The sequence below is a fragment of the Phytohabitans sp. LJ34 genome, from assembly GCF_052068095.1.
GTDB lineage: Bacteria > Actinomycetota > Actinomycetes > Mycobacteriales > Micromonosporaceae > Phytohabitans.
On record NZ_JBQHDG010000029.1, the window covers coordinates 1 to 15,915 of the forward strand.

Consider the following 15,915-nt stretch of genomic DNA (forward strand, 5'->3'; position numbering starts at 1 on the left):
GCAGTCGAACACGATGTGGATGTCGGGAATCATGCGCTCGACCGTAGTCCGGACCGCGGAAGACCGCGGTCCTGCGGGATGGCACGGGGGCGGTGAGGTGCCCTCGGGCCTTCCTGGTCGTGGGCGGTTCGGGTTCGTAGGCGCTGGTTGACCGGGGTGTGGAACCCGTTTGCGTCGCGGTACCGCTCAACCCAGGAGTAGATCGTCCGCCGCGACGTCCGTACCTGGCCGCCACCGCGGTCACCGCCTGCCCGGACAACGCATCCATCACCGCCCGGTAGCGATGCTCAACCCGCCACGACGGCTTCGAATCCTCACTGACAGCCCCAACAGTCACGGGCAACTGCCCGAGATCTTTCCGGCCGGCCCACCGCTAGACCGTGAACAGGACGAGCGTGACCAGCACCAGCAGGAGGTAGACGGCCGGCATGTAAGCGTTGGCGGCGTCGCGGGCGCGCACGTGGGCCCCGATCGCGAGCACGAAATAGGCCACCAGCGCCGCCGCGGACGCGATGCCCACGGGGCGCCACCACAGGCCGGCGACCAGTGCGGCCGCACCGGCCAGAAGCAGCGCGGCGAGTAGGTTCAGCCTTTCTTCCGGAACGCCCACCCGCGTGTACGTCGCGACGACCTCGGGGCGGTGGCTCAGCTTGCGGAGCGCCGTGAACACCAGCAGGGCGGCGAGCAGCAGGGAGACCGCGGCCGTGGCGACGGACATGGGCGTGTCCTTCCGGGAGCACGAATCTATACGCTTGTACAATTTAACCCCATGAGCCCGCAGCGCAGCAACCGCGCCCAGCTGATCGAGGGGACGCTCCGCTGCCTGGAGCGCCTCCCGCCGGAGCGGGTCACCGCGCGGGCGATCGCGGACGAGTCAGGCGCCAACCTCGCCTCGATCACCTACCACTTCGGGTCGAAGGACGAGCTCGTCACCGAGGCGGTCGTCGCGGGGCTCGACCGGTGGCTGGCCGAGATCGGGCGGCGCCTGGACGGGGTGGTGCCTGTGGAGAACCCCGGGTCGGCGGTCGAGCGCCTTCGCGCGGCGACGGCGGTGGTCGAGGAGACCCGGCGGGAGCACGAGGGGCTGGCCCGCACCTTCCTCGCGGCGATGGCCAAGGCGCTGCACGACGAGCGGATCCAGGCGCTGCTGGCGGAGGGCTTCCGGCGTAGCCGGCAAGAGGTCGCCCGGGTGCTCGGTCTCGGGCCGGACCCGGTCGGCCGGGATGCGGGCGGGCTGGCACTGGCCCTCTTCGACGGCCTGCTCTTCCAGGCGCTCCTCGATCCCGGCCTCGCGATCGAGGGGGAGCGGATGGCCCGCGCTCAGGCGCGCCTGCGCCGCGTCATGCCGTCGGAGGAGTGAACGCGGCGACCGGGGCGGCAAGGCTGCGGGTGGCGGTTGCCCAGCCCTGTCGCGGGCATCAGTGCGACGCCGAGGCCGGCGGCCACGAAGCCCTGCGCGGTCGCCTAGTCGTCGCTTTCCACCGCGACGCGCGGCGTGAACCCGCCGCCACACCCACCTCACACCATCTCGCGGCACGGGCCGGCGGGGCCCTCCCGACGCGCGCTGAGCGGTGCCGCGCCACGAACCGTGACACCCGATCGGCGGCAGATCCCGCGCATACGATCTTGCAGAAATCGGCGACCGAGCGCGTCCGCAACACCGCTGCTCGGCGGGCTTCGCAGCATGAGAGAGTGTGCTGGATCTTGTCAGGGCGTTGGCTGTCGGTCTCTGCTCCGCCAGCCACCAGTGCCCGTTCCACAATGTTCTGATCGATGCCGCTGCGGATCATTTCCCCGTCGCTGTAGTCGTTGGTCCAGTCGGTGCCGGTGTGGGTGACGTTGTTGTGGCGGGCGAACGGGTTTTCCTTCGTGTCGGCCAGCGGGGTCCAGGGTCCGGAGGCGCTGGGTGCCTTCCAGGATCGGAACATCCGGCGCCCTTCGCCGATGGCCTCGACCAGCAGCAGGTACTCGTTCGCGGCGCCCAGTCGGTACACGTTGGCGCCCTCGAACAGCCAGAACTTGTTGGTGTCCTGCATGGCGATGATCGGGGTGGAGAAGCCGTTCGGGAAGGTCGCCACCGTGGTCTGTGCGCGGTACAGCTGCCCGTTGTCGTCGGAGGAGTACATGTGGCAGTTCACGGTGTCGCAGATGATCCAGAAGTCCAGCCACTGGCCGCTGCCCATGTTGTCCAGCACGATCTGCGGCGTGCTCGAGTAAAACCGCGTCGGCGCGCTCCACGCTCGTACCGCGTCGCCTGCGCGTGCGCGCTCGGTGCGAGCGCCACACCGGCGGCGGCCAGCACCGCCACCACCGGTATGACCGATAGCCTCAGCAACCGACTCATGAGGACTCGTTCACAAAGGCATCGGTGTAGCGAAGAGGTCATGGCGCCGAGCGCGAGCAGGTCGCGCCGGAGGCGCTCGGCGCCGCGGGTAAGGCCGTCCCCAGTCACGTCGTCAGGGGAGCCACCGGATGTTGGGGTTGAGGCGACCGTTCCGGTCGAAGACGGCCATGTTGTCCCACTCGTTGCCGGAGTTGTTGATGTCGGCCGGATTCCAGCCGTTGCCGGGCACGGCGTACCAGGTGGGCTCCCAGTAGAAGACGCCGATGGCGCCGGCGTTGCGGGCGGTGTTCTGTACCGCGGCGAAGTTGGCCTGCTGCCCCGTCTGTGAAACCGCGTAGCCGGAGCAGCCGCTGGTCACGACGTTGGCGGTGCCGTCGGCATTTGCGGTCGTGTACGGGTAGGCGGTCTCGGCGATGATGACCGGCTTGCCGTACCGGGAGCGCATGTCGGAGACGACACTGGCCATATTGGACAAGCTGCCGTGCCACATGCAGTAGTACGACAGGGCGGTGATGTCCCATTGGACGCCCTGGGAGCGGATGCCGTCGTAGAACCAGCGGGCACCGCTTTCCACCCGGGCGGTGTGGATGATCACCTGGGTGCCGCTGTTGCACGCCTTGGTGGCGTTGTAACCCGCCTTCAGCAACAACCCGAGGTTGGTGAAGTTGTTGTTGACCACGCGGCCGTCTTCCCAGAGCATGCCGGTGTTGATTTCGTTGCCGATCTGCACGCTGTCCGGCGTGGTGCCCTGCGCCTTCAGGCTGTTGCACACGTCGTAGGTGTAGTTGTAGACGTCGGTCGGCAGCTGGCTGATCCCGTGGCTGGCCCAGGCGGCCGGCTTGAACTGCTTGCCAGGGTCGGCCCAGGTGTCCGAGTAGTGGAAGTCGACCATCAGCTTCAGGCCCTTGGCCTTCACCGTCCGGGCGTACTGTAGGACCTTGTCCTTGTTGTTGTAGCCGCTGCGCGGGTTGTTCCAGATCCGCAGCCGCACGTAGTTGACGCCGACGCTCTTGAGGATGTCCAGCGGGTCACCCTGGGTGCCGTCGGCGTAGGAGAACCTGGCGCCCAGGTCGGCGGCGCGCCGCAGGGTGGAGACGTCCGCGCCCTGCATGATCGGGCTGCCTCCGGTGTCATCGGTCACGACGTCAAGGTAATCGATATTGCCGAGCCCGCCGGCGGTCGTCGCGGCGAGCCGCACGGTGTTGCTGCCCGCGTTCAGCTGGACGGTGATGCTCCTGGTCGCCCAGCTGGTCCAAGCGCCGGTGACCTCGAACCCGAAGCCGGACTGCACCACCGTCCCGTTGACGCTGACGTCCGCCGGCCGGTTCGCGGTGCTGCCGTTGGCGTACCGGATGTCCAGCCTCGCGGTGCCCGCGGCCGGCACGTTCGCGGTGAACTGGACGGCGGCACCGGCGGCGTTGGTCGTGTCACAGAAACCGCTACCGGAGAAGCCGGAATGGTTGGAGGCGACAGAGCCGCCGCACGTGGCGGGTGCGGACTCCGCCTCGTACCGAGTTGTCGCGGCATGCGCGGGGATCGCGACGATGGCGGCGATGCCGGACAGAGTCGTCGCCGCCACCATGATTGCCGAAGCCTTCGAAAACCACTTCATCGATGATTCCGAGCTGTGCCCATGGCTGGATCCGTTCTAGGGGACCCCTTGGGGCGCGCCGGCCCAGCGGCCGGCGCGCCCTAAAAGGAGTCAGCGGACGTGGATGTTCGGTTGTGGCGGGTTGGTCATGCCGTTGCCGAGGAAGAAGCTCGGGTGCGGCGGCTGGTTGTAGGTGGTGTTCTGCCAGGCGATCGCGACGCGGTACTGGGCGTCGTGCAACAGGGTGTAGATGCGCCGGTCGGTCTGGGTGGGGGTGGAGTAGATGCGCAGTGCGTTGTTGTCGTCACGCGGAAGGATGATCTCTTCGCGCCAGTCGCCGAACAGGTCACCCGACAGCGACGGAGTGGATTTGGTGCCGTTGATGGAGTGGGCGCCGGAACCGGTCATGAGGCGGGTGTCGCCGCCGGTGCCGTACTTGTCGACGTAGTTGCCGTTGAGCAGTTCCCGTACCGGGTCGCCGTCCCACCAGGCGAGGAAGTTGTTGCTGCTCGGGTTGCGACCCACCGAGCCACCGGAGGCGTTGAACAGGTTGCCAAGTCCGGTCCCGCTGCCCCAGAATTCGCCGCCGGCGTTGCCGGCGTGGATGTCACCGGCCACACCACGGGCCGGGCCCTCACAGTTGCAGGTGTTGTTCTTCTGCATGATGACCGCGCCGGTGTTCGCATCCCGCAGGGTCGCCGCCGGGCTTTGGGCCGCCTCGTGGATCATCCAGATTTCCTGGCCGGTCCGGCTGGGCACGAAGTCACTGACGTGCAGCGCGTCACCGTGGCCGTAGAAGCTGGTGGAGTGGCGGCCGGTGCCGTTGGAGTTGATGACCATAGCACCGAAGACGATCTCGTCGGTGCCGTTGCGGTCGACGTCGGCGATCGACAGCGAGTGCGCCCCCTTGCCGGCCCACTGGCTACCGGCGGTGCGGGAGTCGAACTTCCACCGCAGTGACAGTTGACCGTTGCGGAAGTCGTAGGCCGCGATCGCGGTCCTCTCGTAGACGCCGCGGCTCATGATGACAGTGGGACGCTGACCGTCGAGGTAGGCGGTCCCGGCCAGGAACCGGTTACCGCGGTTGCCCTTGGTGTCGCCCCAGTCGGCGATGTTGCCCCGGACCGGTTCGAAGGTCACCGTCGAGCGCACCGCACCGGTGAGCCCGTCGAACATCGTCAAGAACTCCGGTCCGGCGTTGACATGCCCGGTCGAGTTGCGGTGCACGGCGCTGGCGTTACCGATCACCTGACCGGTCCCGGAGCGGGTCCCGTCGGAGGTCCGCACCGCCATCTCGGCCCGGCCGTCGCCGTCGTAGTCGTACACCTGGAACTGGGTGTAGTGCGCCCCGGCTCGGATGTTGGGACCCATGTCGATGCGCCACAGCCGGGTGCCGTTGAGCCGGTACGCGTCGATGTAGACGTTGCTGGTGACCCCATCCTGAGCAGGATCCTTCTGGTTGGAAGGGTCCCACTTGAGGAAGATCTCGTACTGGCCGTCGCCGTCCGCGTCACCGACGCTCGCGTCACCGGCGGTGTAGCTGCTGCCCGGACGGGAGATCGGCACGTCGAGGTAGTTGCCGCCGGCGAACCGCAGCGACGCCTCCGACGCCGCCTGCTCGACGCCGTCCACGACCGCGCGGACCGTGTACGACGCGTCCGCCGCCGCGCCGGAGTCGAGGTAGTTGGTGGAGTTGGTGATCGGCGACGAGTTCACCTTCGTCGAACCGCGGTACACGTTGAAGCCGGTGTTCGCGGCCTCGGTGCCGAGCAGTCGCCAGGAGACCAGGTTGCCGCTGCCGGAGCGGACGCTGACCAGCCCGCGGTTGAGGTCCTCCATCTGCTTGCCCGATCCGGGCGCCGGCGAACTGGGCGGTGGCGACGTGGGTGGCGTGCCACCGACCTCGAAGTCGACGTAGTCGATGTTGGCGAGGCCGTTGGCCGTGGTCGGGCTGAGCCGGATCGTATTGCTGCCGGCGTTCACCGATACGGTCAGCGTCGTGGTGGCCCAGGTCGTCCACGCGCCGGTGCCGTTGAACGCGGCACCCGACTGCGCGACCGCGCCGTTGACCACCACGTCCGCCGGACGGTTGCTGGTCGTGCCGTTGGCGTACCGCACCGCTACGGTGGCCTCCCCGGCGGCGGATGCGGTCACCGTGAACTGCGCCGCCGCGCCGACCGCGTTGTTGGCGTTGCAGAATCCACTGCCGGAGTAGCCGGTGTGGTTGGACTCGATGACACCGTCGCATGTGGAGGGTGCGGTTTCCGCCTCGTAGCGGGTCGCCGCCGCGGAAGCCACCGCGGCGGTGAGCACCCCTGCGCCCGCCACCGCTATCGCCGCGCCGGCGGACAGCAACGCGACGCGCTGTCTGCGTGAAAACATGATGATCTCCAGAGTGAGATGATGGCGATGCCCATCACGGGCTGGTGCGGGTGGGTGTCGGGGTGGCCGGCGTCCCGCCGCCGCCGATGAAGCCGAACGTCGTCGATCCCGACGTCCGCGCCGTTGACGGACGGCCGCGGCTTGCGCCGGCGGCGCCGAGGCTGCGTTGGCGCGGTTCCTTGCTACGGCGTGGTCGCGGTCAACGAGGGAGTCGACGGCGAGCCCGTGCCGACGAACCCGAAGGTGGTCGAGGCGTTGGCGGCCAGCGATCCGTTGTACGAGGTGTTGCGAACCGTTACCGCCGAGCCGCTGGCGTTCAACGTGCCGTTCCAGAGCTGGCTGATGCTCTGGCCGCTGGCGAGGCTCCACTGGACGGTCCAGCCGCTGATCGGTGAGCTGCCCGCCGCCACGGTCACCTCGGCCTGGTAGCCGCCCTGCCAGCTGTTGACGGTCCGGTAGGTGGCGCTGACCGCCCCGCCGGGTGCCGAGGTCGTCGGGGGCGGTGTCGTCGGGGGTGCCGTGGTCGCCGGTGCTGAGGTCGGTGGCGTGCCCAGGTTGGCTTCCCATCGGGTGTTGGAGCCGGCCGCGTCCGATGGGAGGCGGTCCCGGGCGGCGGTGTCGCCGTACATGCTCCAACGTGCCCAGTCCACGACCGTGGCCGGGAAACGGCTGTCACTCCAGAAACTGGTGTGACTGCCGCCGACGAAGGTCAGGAACGCCTTCGGCGCCGGCATCTCGGTGTACGCCTGCCGAGCCGAGGAATACTGCGTGGTCGAGTCCCGGTCGCCGTGGACGAACAGGACCTTGGCCGAGACCGAGCTGGCGGGGTTGCCCATGTCCACACAGGACTGTGGGTTGGCGGAGACGATCCGGCTGTCCGGCCAGGAGGTCAGCAGGCCGTGGGTGGTCATACCGCCCAGCGAGTGACCCGACACACCCACACCGATACCGGTGTTGATGTGCCCGGCCAGCGGCCCACTCCCATTCAACGCCAACGTCCGGGTCAGGATCTCTGAGACATCTTTGGAGGTGTTGCCGTTGTTGACATCACCGAAGTTGTGCTGGAAGTGCGGGGCCGGCACGACGAACCCCGCCGCCGCCAACGCCCGGATGACGAACAGCGAGTTCTGCGGGCTGCTGCCATAGCCGTGGGTGAAGTTGTAAACCGGAAACACCCCCGCCGCGACCGGCGCGTTGGTGACCGGGTTGCCGCCGGGGGTGCCGGTGGCCGGGTAGTAGACGTAGGTCGTGCACGGGCGGCTGCCCCGCGTCCAGTCGTACCGGCGCACGCCCACCGCGAACGGTGTGACCGGCGCGGTATCCAGGGCGGCAGCCGAGGCGTTCGCCTGCCAGCTACCCAGCACGGCCGCGCCTCCCACCGCCACCACACCCCCAGCACCCGCCTTCAGAAACGTCCGTCGTCGCATCAACACAATGACTCCTTCGTGGGATTTACAGATACCTCAGCCGACCCCGCCCCTCCATCCGCCGCACGCAGCAGATCAAAGGCACACCAACAGCTGGCACGGAAAACGGCCCAACCGCTCAACGCGCCCTCGTCCTGGTGCCCTGCCAGAACGCGCTGTGAGCGCTCCCATTCAGATATATCAAAGAGTGTCACTGTCGGACAGCTACTTGTCAATCGACGGATGTCAGCGCCCATTGCCAGCTGACGGAAGGCCGATCGCGGCCGTCGACCTGCCCGAACGACGTCACTGGGCGTGGTCGACCCCCGGGCGACGAAGACGTCGACCGGTATCGGCGCGTCGTGAGTTATCCCTTCACACCGGAGCCGAGGACGCCGCGGATGAAGTAGCGCTGCGCGAACAGGAAGATGACCAGGACGGGTACCACGTAGAGCGTGGCGGCGGCCGCCTGGAGCGTGGTGTCGGGGTTGCCGTGCGGGTCGCGGTAGAACGCCGAGATGGCCACGGACAGCGTGGTGTGGTCGGGGTCGAGGAAGAGGGCGGGGGCGATGTAGTCGCCCCAGATCCAGGTGAACGAGAGCAGGAACGAGGTCACCAGCACGGGTCGGGACAGCGGCAGGAAGATCTGTACGAAGATCCGGCCGTATCCGCAGCCGTCGATGATGGCCGCGTCCTCCAGCTCGGCGGGGATGGCGGCGAAGAACTGGCGGAACAGGAAGACAAGGTAGGGCGAGGCGGCCAGGCCCCACAGCACCCACGGCCAGTACGTGTTGACCAGCCCGACCCGGGCGAACAGCACATAGGTGGGGATCAGGGTGAGGATCTGCGGCAGCATCATGGTGGAGAGCAGCACCACGAACAGCGGACGCTTGCCCCGCCCGCGCAGCCGCGCGAAACCGAAGCCGACGGCCGCGCTGGAGAACGTCACCAGCACCGCGTACAGGAACGACAGGAAGAGCGAGTTCCCGAGGTACGCCGTAAAGTTGATCTCGGTGAGCGCCTGCGTGAAGTTTCCCCACTGCGGAGTCTCCGGCAGGATCTTCGCCGGGATCGCGACCCACTCCGTCTTGGTCTTCAACGCGGCGAGCACCAGCCAGGCGAACGGCCCGGCGAACAGCACCGCCAGCGTCATCAGCAGCAGGTAGGTACCCGCCGCGTTGGCCCTGCGCCGGGGTCGCCGCGCCGGCGTCGACGAGGCCGGCTTGATCGCCGGGCGTGCGGGGTCACGGACCATCGTCATCGTTCGGCCTCGCTGTCCACCTGGTAGTGCACCCACAGCCGGCTGGACCGCAGCACCACGAGGGTGATAGCCAGGATGACCACGAAGAACACCCAAAGCATGGCGGAGCCGTAGCCGTAGCGGTTGTTGAGAAAGAACTCCTCGTAGACCTGCACCATGTACAGGTGGGTGCTCTGCGGCACCAGGGCCACCGAGCCGACCTGGTTGGCCTCGGCGAGCAGCAGCGGCTGGATGATGATCTGGAATGACGCGATGATGCCGGTGACCACCTGGAAGAAGATGACCGGCGAGATCATCGGCACGGTGACGTGGCGAAACACGTGCCAGCGGCTGGCGCCGTCGACGACCGCCGCCTCCTCCAGCTCGACCGGCACACCCTGGAGAGCGGCGAGCATGATGACCATGCCGCCGCCCAGTCCCCACAGGGTGAGGATGATCAGCGCGTAGAACGCGTACGGGTCGACCAACCAGGCGGTCGGCCCCACGCTGACCTTCTCGAGTATCGCGTTGAGGATGCCGGCGTCCCGGTTGAAGATCAGCTTCCACATGATCGCCATGGCGACCACCGGCACCACCGAGGGCAGGAAGAAAATCGTCCGGAACAGGCCGACCGCCTTCAGCCGCCGGTTGAGCAGCACGGCCAGGCCCAGCCCGCCGGCCACCATCAGCGGCACCGTGATCGCCGTGTACGCCAGCGTGCGGACCATGCTGGAGATGACGTCGGCGTCGCGTACCAGCTCGGTGTAGTTGCGCAGGCCGACCCAACGCCACCGGCTGTTGCGGCCGTTGAAGTTGGTGAAGCTGACCAGCAGCGCGTACCCGAGCGGCAACGCGGTGAGCAGCGCGAAACCGAGGACCCAGGGCGAGACGAACAGGTAGAAGGTCCGGCTGGGGTACCGCGACCAGCGGCGCTGCCGCCCGCGTCCCGCCCTCTCCGCTTCCATGGCGACCACTATCTGATCTGGTCCTTGCCCAGCTTGAGCAGTTTGTTGATCTCGTCGGTGATCGCCTTGCAGGCGGCGTCGACGGTGATCTCCTTCTTGATGGCGCGGGTGATGTGCTTGTCGAGCACGGGCAACCAGCCGCCCCCCGTTATGTATGGCGAGTCCGGCAGTTGCCCGGCGTACTCCAGCTCGGCCTGCGTGGTCTGGTAGGCCTGCTTCTGGTATGGCAGCTCCTGCGGCAGCAGCGACAGCTGCGATTTCAGGCTCGGCAAGCCCCAGCCACTCTTGGCCCGCTCCTCCGACGGTGGCCCGGCCATGAAGTACTCCATGAGCTTCCAGGCCTCGTCCTTGTTCCCGGCCTTGGCCGGGATCATGGCGCCCCAACCGACGTACGTGGGACTGATCCGCTTGTCGCCCATCACCGGCGCCGGCGCCATCGCCACGCTGTTCTTGACCTCCTCGGACTCCTTGACGAAGTTGCCGCCGTACCAGTAGCCGTCCTGGGTGATCGCCATCCGCTTGGCCAAGAACAGCGACAGGTCGGCGCCGTCCGGGGCCGGGTCGAGGGTGGTCGGCCCGACGCCCGCCTGCCCGAAGTCGACGTACCACTGGATGGCCCGCCTGGCCTCCGGCGTGGTCATGTCGGTCTCGGTCAGGTCGGCGTTGTAAACCTGGCCGCCCTGCTGGAGGATCATCATGAAGATCGGTGAGGACAGTCCCCACGCCCACTCCACGCCGAGGCCGTAGACCTGGGTCTTGCCGCCGCTCTTCTTGGTCAGCTTCTTCGCGATCTCCAGCAGCTCGTCGTACGAGATGGGCTCGGTGGTGCTCAGCGGCGGGATCTTGGCCTGCTCGAATAGCGCCCGGTTGTACCAGAGCGTGGCGTCCTGGCTCCAGTCCTTGGTGATGCCGTAGTACGGACCCTGGCCGGTGCGCGTGCCGTCCCAGCGGAAGCTCTCGTTGACCGCCATCAGGCTGTCTTTTGTGAGCACCGTGCTCTTGTCCAGGTACGGGTCGAGCGCGGTGGTCAAGCCCTGGGCGTTGTTGGCGGCGCTGCCCACCGCCGGCGCGCGGACGAAGTCCGGTGGCTCGTTGGACGCCAGCATCGCGTTGAGCCGCGTCTCGTCGAACTCGATGAAGCTGATCTTGATGCCAGGGTGCTTCGCCTCGAAGTCGGCGATGTGCTCTTTGGTCAGCTCGTTGTTCTTGTACATGACGGTGAGCGTCACGGTCTTGCCGTCACCGGACGAATCACGGCCCGAGCTGGCGTCACACGCGCCGAGCAGCGGCACACCGAAGGCGCCGCCCGCGGCGAGCGCCGAACCGGTGAGGAAGCGGCGCCGGCTGATGTCTCTATCGAGCATGGAGCTCTCCTCCGTTAACCCGGCGGAAATCACTTGTGAGCGCTCACAGTGTTCGCCCCACCTGCCGGGTGTGTCAAGACCCACACCTGCCGGTCTCGTAACTGTTGAGTGTTGTGTCATGATGACGGACATCTCTGTGGGCGCTCACAATCTGGAGGCCTATGAACGGCGGCACGCGGGCCCTGCCCCGCCTCGGGAAAATCGGGTACGGCGGCGACTACACCCCCGAGCAGTGGCCCGAGGCGGTCTGGCACGAGGACGTGCGGCTCATGCGCGAGGCGGGCGTCAACCAGGTGAGCGTTGGGATCTTCGCGTGGGCGCTGCTGGAGCCCGCCCCCGGCGATTACGACTTCGGCTGGCTGGACCGGGTCATCGCGATGCTGCACGACGCCGGCATCGCGGTCAACCTCGCCACCCCTACGGCCGCGCCGCCCGCGTGGTTCTTCCAGCGCCACCCGCAGGCCCGCCAGGTCACCCGGGAAGGGCACGTACTCGGCGGCGGCGCCCGGCACGCGTTCTGCCCCAGCTCACCGGCTTACCGGAAGGCGGCCGCCGGAATCACCGCACAACTGGCCCGCCGCTACGGCGACCACCCCGCCCTGGCGCTGTGGCACGCGCACAACGAGTACGGTTGGGCCAACTCGGCCTGCTACTGCGAGGCCTCGGCATCAGCGTTTCGTGAGTGGCTGCGCCTGCGTTACGGCACGCTCGATGAGCTCAACGCGGCGTGGGGCACCAGCTTCTGGGGCCAGCGGTACGGTGACTGGACCGAGATCGACCCGCCTCGGCTCGCGCCGCCTGGTGTCAACCCGACCCAGCAGCTCGACTTCCTTCGTTTCTCCTCCGACGAGTACCTGGCGTGCTTCCGCGACGAGCGCGACGTGCTGCACCGGCTCGCGCCAGGCGTACCTGTGACGACCAACTTCATGGCGCCCAACTGCAAGTGGATGGACTACTGGCGGTGGGCGGCCGAGGTGGACGTCATCTCCAACGACCACTACCTGCAAGCCGAGCGGACCGACAACCACATCGAGCTCGCCATGGCCGCCGACCTCACGCGGTCGCTGGCCGGCGGCCGGCCCTGGCTGCTCATGGAGCACTCCACCGGCGCGGTCAACTGGCAGCCCCGCAACATCGCCAAGGCCCCCGGCGAGATGCGCCGCAACAGCTTCGCCCACATCGCCCGCGGCGCCGACTCCGCGCTCTTCTTCCAATGGCGCGCCTCCCGCTTCGGCGCGGAGAAGTTCCACTCCGCCATGCTGCCGCACGCCGGCACCAGCAGCCGGATGTGGCGCGACGTCGCGCGGCTGGGGGCGGATCTGTCCAACATGGACGAGTTGGTCGGCACCAGGGTCGTCCCCGATCTCGCCGTCGTCTGGGACTGGGAGGCGTGGTGGGCGCTCGAGCTGGAGTGGCGCCCCTCGGTCGACCTCGGCTACCTAGACCGGCTGTCCGCCTACTACGACCGCGCCTGGCGGGCCCACCGCACCGTCGACTTCGTCCATCCCGAAGGCGACCTGTCCAGGTACCCGATGGTGCTGGTGCCCAGCCTGTACCTGATGTCGTCGGCCGCGGCCGCCAATCTGGCCGCCTACGTCCGGGACGGCGGGACGCTGGTCGTTTCCTACTTCTCCGGCATCGTCGACGAGACCGATACCGTGCACCCCGGCGGCTATCCGGGCGCTCTGCGCGACCTGCTCGGCCTGTCTGTCGAGGAGTTCCTGCCGTTGCGGGCCGGTTCCCGCGTGCGGCTGGACGGTGACCTGACCGCGGATGTCTGGACCGAGCGGCTGGTCCTCGCCGGGGCCGAATCGGTGCGGCGGTACCTGGACGGCCCGGCCGCCGGCGAACCCGCCATCACCCGGCACCGCTGCGGCGAAGGCACCGCCTGGTATGTCTCCACCCGCCTGAACGGCCGCGATCTCGACGCCGTGCTGACCGAGGCCGGGCTGGTCCCCCACGCCGGGCTGCCGGACGGCCTGGAGCTGGTCCGCCGGGTCGGCGACTCCGCGAGCTATCTCATCGCCATCAACCACAGCGACCGCGACGCGGAGCTGGCCGCCTCCGGCAAGGAGCTCATCACCGGCGCCCCGTGCCACGGGACGCTACCGGTACCCGCGGGAGACGTCCGCGTCCTGCGCACTACTTCGTGAGCTCGGGACCCGCGCGCAGAACGCGCGCGGGGCCCGATGAGGACAACTCCTAAAGGGTGGGCAGGATCGGCCGGATGGTGCCGTCGGGTGTTGAACTCCATGCGGTCGATGGTGGTTTCGCGGTTGGTGCCGTTGCGGCCGGTTCCCGCTAGCCAGCCCCCGTGATCCGGCTGCCAAAGAGTTGCCAGCGCATCCGCGGCACCGCTAGCCCGGATCAGCGGTGCCGCGGACGCGCCGGCCTTACCAGGGGTAGGTCAGGCGGAGCCGACGTTGAGGTGGTCGATGTTCGGCAGTCCGTCGGCAACGGTTGGACTCAGCTGGATGGTGTTGCTGCCGGCGTTGAGCGAGACGGTCAGGCTCTTCGTGGACCATGTCGTCCACCCGCCGGTGTTCTCGAACGAGACGGTCGCGACGGTCGAACCGTTGACGATCAGATTCGCCGTCCGCGCCGCGCTGCCACCGTTGGCGAACCGCACTCCCAGCGTCGTGGTACCGGCCGCCGCCGCGTTCGCGGTGAACTGCGCGTACGAGCCTACGGCGTTGCTGGCGTTGCAGAATCCGGTGCCAGTGAAGCCAGCATGATTGGAATCGATCGTGCCCTGACACACCGCTGGCGCGGTCTCCGCCTCATACCGCTGCCCCACCGGCGGCGGGTCGTCGCCGGACGTCTTGACCAGTGCGAGGTCGTCGACGGTGAGGGTTCCGCCGCTGGTTCGGACGTTGACGGTGGCGGCGCCAGCGGCCAGCTGGAACTCCGCGGAGTCGCGCCGGGTCCAGCCGCTGGATGACGGGATGCTCAGCGTGCGCGTGGCGCCGGTGGCGTCGGTGACCGACAACTGTGCGCCGCTGACCGAGCCAGCGGTTTTGGCGTACGTGGACAGCTTGTAGGTGCCGGCCGGCACGGTGATCTGTTGCCGGACGCCGGCCGATCCGGAGCCGAGCTGGAGCGCGAAGCGGCTGCCGTTCGCGCCAGGGCTGACGTTGGTCACGCCCCCGCCGGTGTTGGTCCAGCCCCGCACCTGGGAGACGACGATGCGGTCGGCCTGAATGTTCGGGTTCAGGATGTAGTTGTTCGCCGGACCGACCCGCCACTCCCCGGTCGTGACGTTGAACTGCCACTGGGTCATCGAGTGGAACTGGGGCCGCGCGCCGGTCCTGGTGATCGGCACCCACTGGTTGTAGCCGATACCGTTCCACGCGAAGTCCGCCCACCGGTCACCGGCGTAGATCACCGTGTTCTGCTTGGTGCCCTTGACCGTCACGAAGAACCCGGTCTGGGTCACGTGGCTGTAGTCCATCTCAGTGCCGGCGAGGACGTACTCACCCGAGTAACCGCTCTGCACGCTGCTCGACTCGATCACGTAGTTGACTGAAGTGTTCCAGCCGTGCAGGTCCGAGGCCGCGTGGTAGTACTTTCCGTCGAGCTTGAACATGGCGTTGCCCTCACGCCCAGAAGAGTTTTGGCCGATCTGCGCTCCCGGCTCGAGCCGCAGCGAGTCGGACTCCCTGAACTTGCTGACAAACGCGCGAGAACGTCCTTCGCGGTTGGAGAAGATCAGGTAGTCCTTGCCGTCGTCATCGGTGAACACGGTCTGGTCCCCGGTGCCCGTCGTCGGCGAGTTGGTGATCTGGGTCTGGAAGTAGGCGTAGTCGAAGGTGTCGGTGGGCGAGTCGCCCTGTAGGAACAGAACCCCGTGCCCGCCTCCGACATAGGCCTGGGTGGCGAGCACGTACTTGCCGGTGTTCTCGTTGTACGAGACGCCGAGCCGCCCAACCCACCCTGCCTGACCAAGGGTGGCGCCGTTGTTGATCGGGGTCGAGCGCGTCGCGACACGGTTCTCGAACTTCCAGTTCACCAGATCCCTCGAGGAGTACACGGGGATCGAGACGAAGGAGACCTGGTTGTCGTACTTCTGGGTCGGGTTGGCCCGGTAGCTCTCAGCGCCCAGGTAGTGCACGCCGTACCAGTAGTAGGTGTCGCCGAACTTGAAGACGCCCCCGCCTTGCGAATAGATGGGGCTGCCGCTGGTGTCGTTCCAGAAGGTGTTGTTCGTGATGGTCTGGAAGGTGCCCTCGTCGGCCGCCTCCAACTCGCCGGCTGCGCTCATGAGCGCCGTCTTCGCGGCGGCGACTTCCGGCGCGGTCGCCGACGCGTCAGCGGCGACATCGGTTGCGGTCTCCAACGCCTTGGCGAAGGGCGCCCAGGAGTCGCCGGTGTACCTGCTCGCGGAGCGGGTTTTGTAGTCCGCGACCAGACTCCCCAGGCCCCCCGCCTGCTCTGCCAAGACCGCCTCGCCGCTGGTCGTGGTCGCCGCCGCGGCGAAGCCACCGCCAGCCGCCACCGACACGAACAGCAGTGCCGCGGCGGCGGCTAGGCCCGCCCGTTTCAGTGTCTTGCGGGTGGAACGGATCATGACGCTGCCTTTCACTGTCGTCGCTCTGTGTGCCGGTCGCCGCGCGTAGTGCGCTA

General features: G+C 67.9%; 11 protein-coding genes and 1 pseudogene. 2 read left to right on the forward strand and 10 right to left on the reverse strand.

The genetic code is table 11. The annotated features are described in order from the left end of the window. Positions 1-373: 373 nt before the first annotated feature. Positions 374-718 (reverse strand): DoxX family protein, encoded by a 345-nt coding sequence (locus ACTMTJ_RS38685; protein WP_441223719.1) that lies wholly within the window; start codon positions 716-718, stop codon positions 374-376. A gap of 51 nt (positions 719-769) precedes the next feature. Here ACTMTJ_RS38685 and ACTMTJ_RS38690 point away from each other — a divergent pair, with 51 nt between their 5' ends. Beyond that, positions 770-1,360, forward strand: coding sequence for a TetR/AcrR family transcriptional regulator (locus ACTMTJ_RS38690; protein ID WP_441223720.1), 591 nt, complete (start codon positions 770-772; stop codon positions 1,358-1,360). Positions 1,361-1,418: 58 nt separating this feature from the next. On the opposite strand, the gene ACTMTJ_RS38695 is transcribed toward ACTMTJ_RS38690, so the two are convergent. The 8 genes and pseudogenes from ACTMTJ_RS38695 to ACTMTJ_RS38730 form a co-directional block, all read right to left on the reverse strand. Then, complete coding sequence (locus ACTMTJ_RS38695; protein WP_441223821.1) at positions 1,419-2,324, reverse strand: non-reducing end alpha-L-arabinofuranosidase family hydrolase; 906 nt, start codon at positions 2,322-2,324, stop codon at positions 1,419-1,421. Positions 2,325-2,456: 132 nt separating this feature from the next. Next, positions 2,457-3,503, reverse strand: a complete 1,047-nt coding sequence (locus tag ACTMTJ_RS38700) for a glycoside hydrolase family 53 protein (protein ID WP_441223822.1) — start codon at positions 3,501-3,503, stop codon at positions 2,457-2,459. 42 nt (positions 3,504-3,545) lie between these two features. After that, positions 3,546-3,956, reverse strand: a pseudogene (locus ACTMTJ_RS38705) (CBM35 domain-containing protein); the annotation flags it as partial. A gap of 90 nt (positions 3,957-4,046) precedes the next feature. Then, positions 4,047-6,317: a carbohydrate-binding protein gene (locus tag ACTMTJ_RS38710; RefSeq protein WP_441223721.1), complete on the reverse strand. Its 2,271-nt coding sequence runs from the start codon at positions 6,315-6,317 to the stop codon at positions 4,047-4,049. Between the two features lie 182 nt (positions 6,318-6,499). Then, the gene (locus ACTMTJ_RS38715) at positions 6,500-7,744 is read right to left on the reverse strand and encodes a cellulose binding domain-containing protein (protein WP_441223722.1); all 1,245 of its coding nucleotides are present in this window, start codon (positions 7,742-7,744) and stop codon (positions 6,500-6,502) included. 346 nt (positions 7,745-8,090) lie between these two features. Beyond that, a complete protein-coding gene (locus tag ACTMTJ_RS38720) occupies positions 8,091-8,984 on the reverse strand; it encodes a carbohydrate ABC transporter permease (RefSeq protein WP_441223723.1) in 894 nt (297 codons plus the stop codon). Next, positions 8,981-9,928, reverse strand: coding sequence for a carbohydrate ABC transporter permease (locus tag ACTMTJ_RS38725; protein WP_441223724.1), 948 nt, complete (start codon positions 9,926-9,928; stop codon positions 8,981-8,983). The genes ACTMTJ_RS38720 and ACTMTJ_RS38725 overlap by 4 nt, the downstream gene beginning before the upstream one ends. A gap of 8 nt (positions 9,929-9,936) precedes the next feature. Beyond that, the gene (locus tag ACTMTJ_RS38730) at positions 9,937-11,292 is read right to left on the reverse strand and encodes an extracellular solute-binding protein (protein WP_441223725.1); all 1,356 of its coding nucleotides are present in this window, start codon (positions 11,290-11,292) and stop codon (positions 9,937-9,939) included. 161 nt (positions 11,293-11,453) lie between these two features. On the opposite strand from ACTMTJ_RS38730, the gene ACTMTJ_RS38735 reads away from it, so the two are divergent. Next, positions 11,454-13,445, forward strand: a complete 1,992-nt coding sequence (locus tag ACTMTJ_RS38735; protein WP_441223726.1) for a beta-galactosidase — start codon at positions 11,454-11,456, stop codon at positions 13,443-13,445. Positions 13,446-13,699: 254 nt separating this feature from the next. Here ACTMTJ_RS38735 and ACTMTJ_RS38740 read toward each other — a convergent pair whose 3' ends face one another. Beyond that, positions 13,700-15,859 (reverse strand): carbohydrate-binding protein, encoded by a 2,160-nt coding sequence (locus tag ACTMTJ_RS38740; protein WP_441223727.1) that lies wholly within the window; start codon positions 15,857-15,859, stop codon positions 13,700-13,702. Positions 15,860-15,915 lie beyond the last annotated feature (56 nt).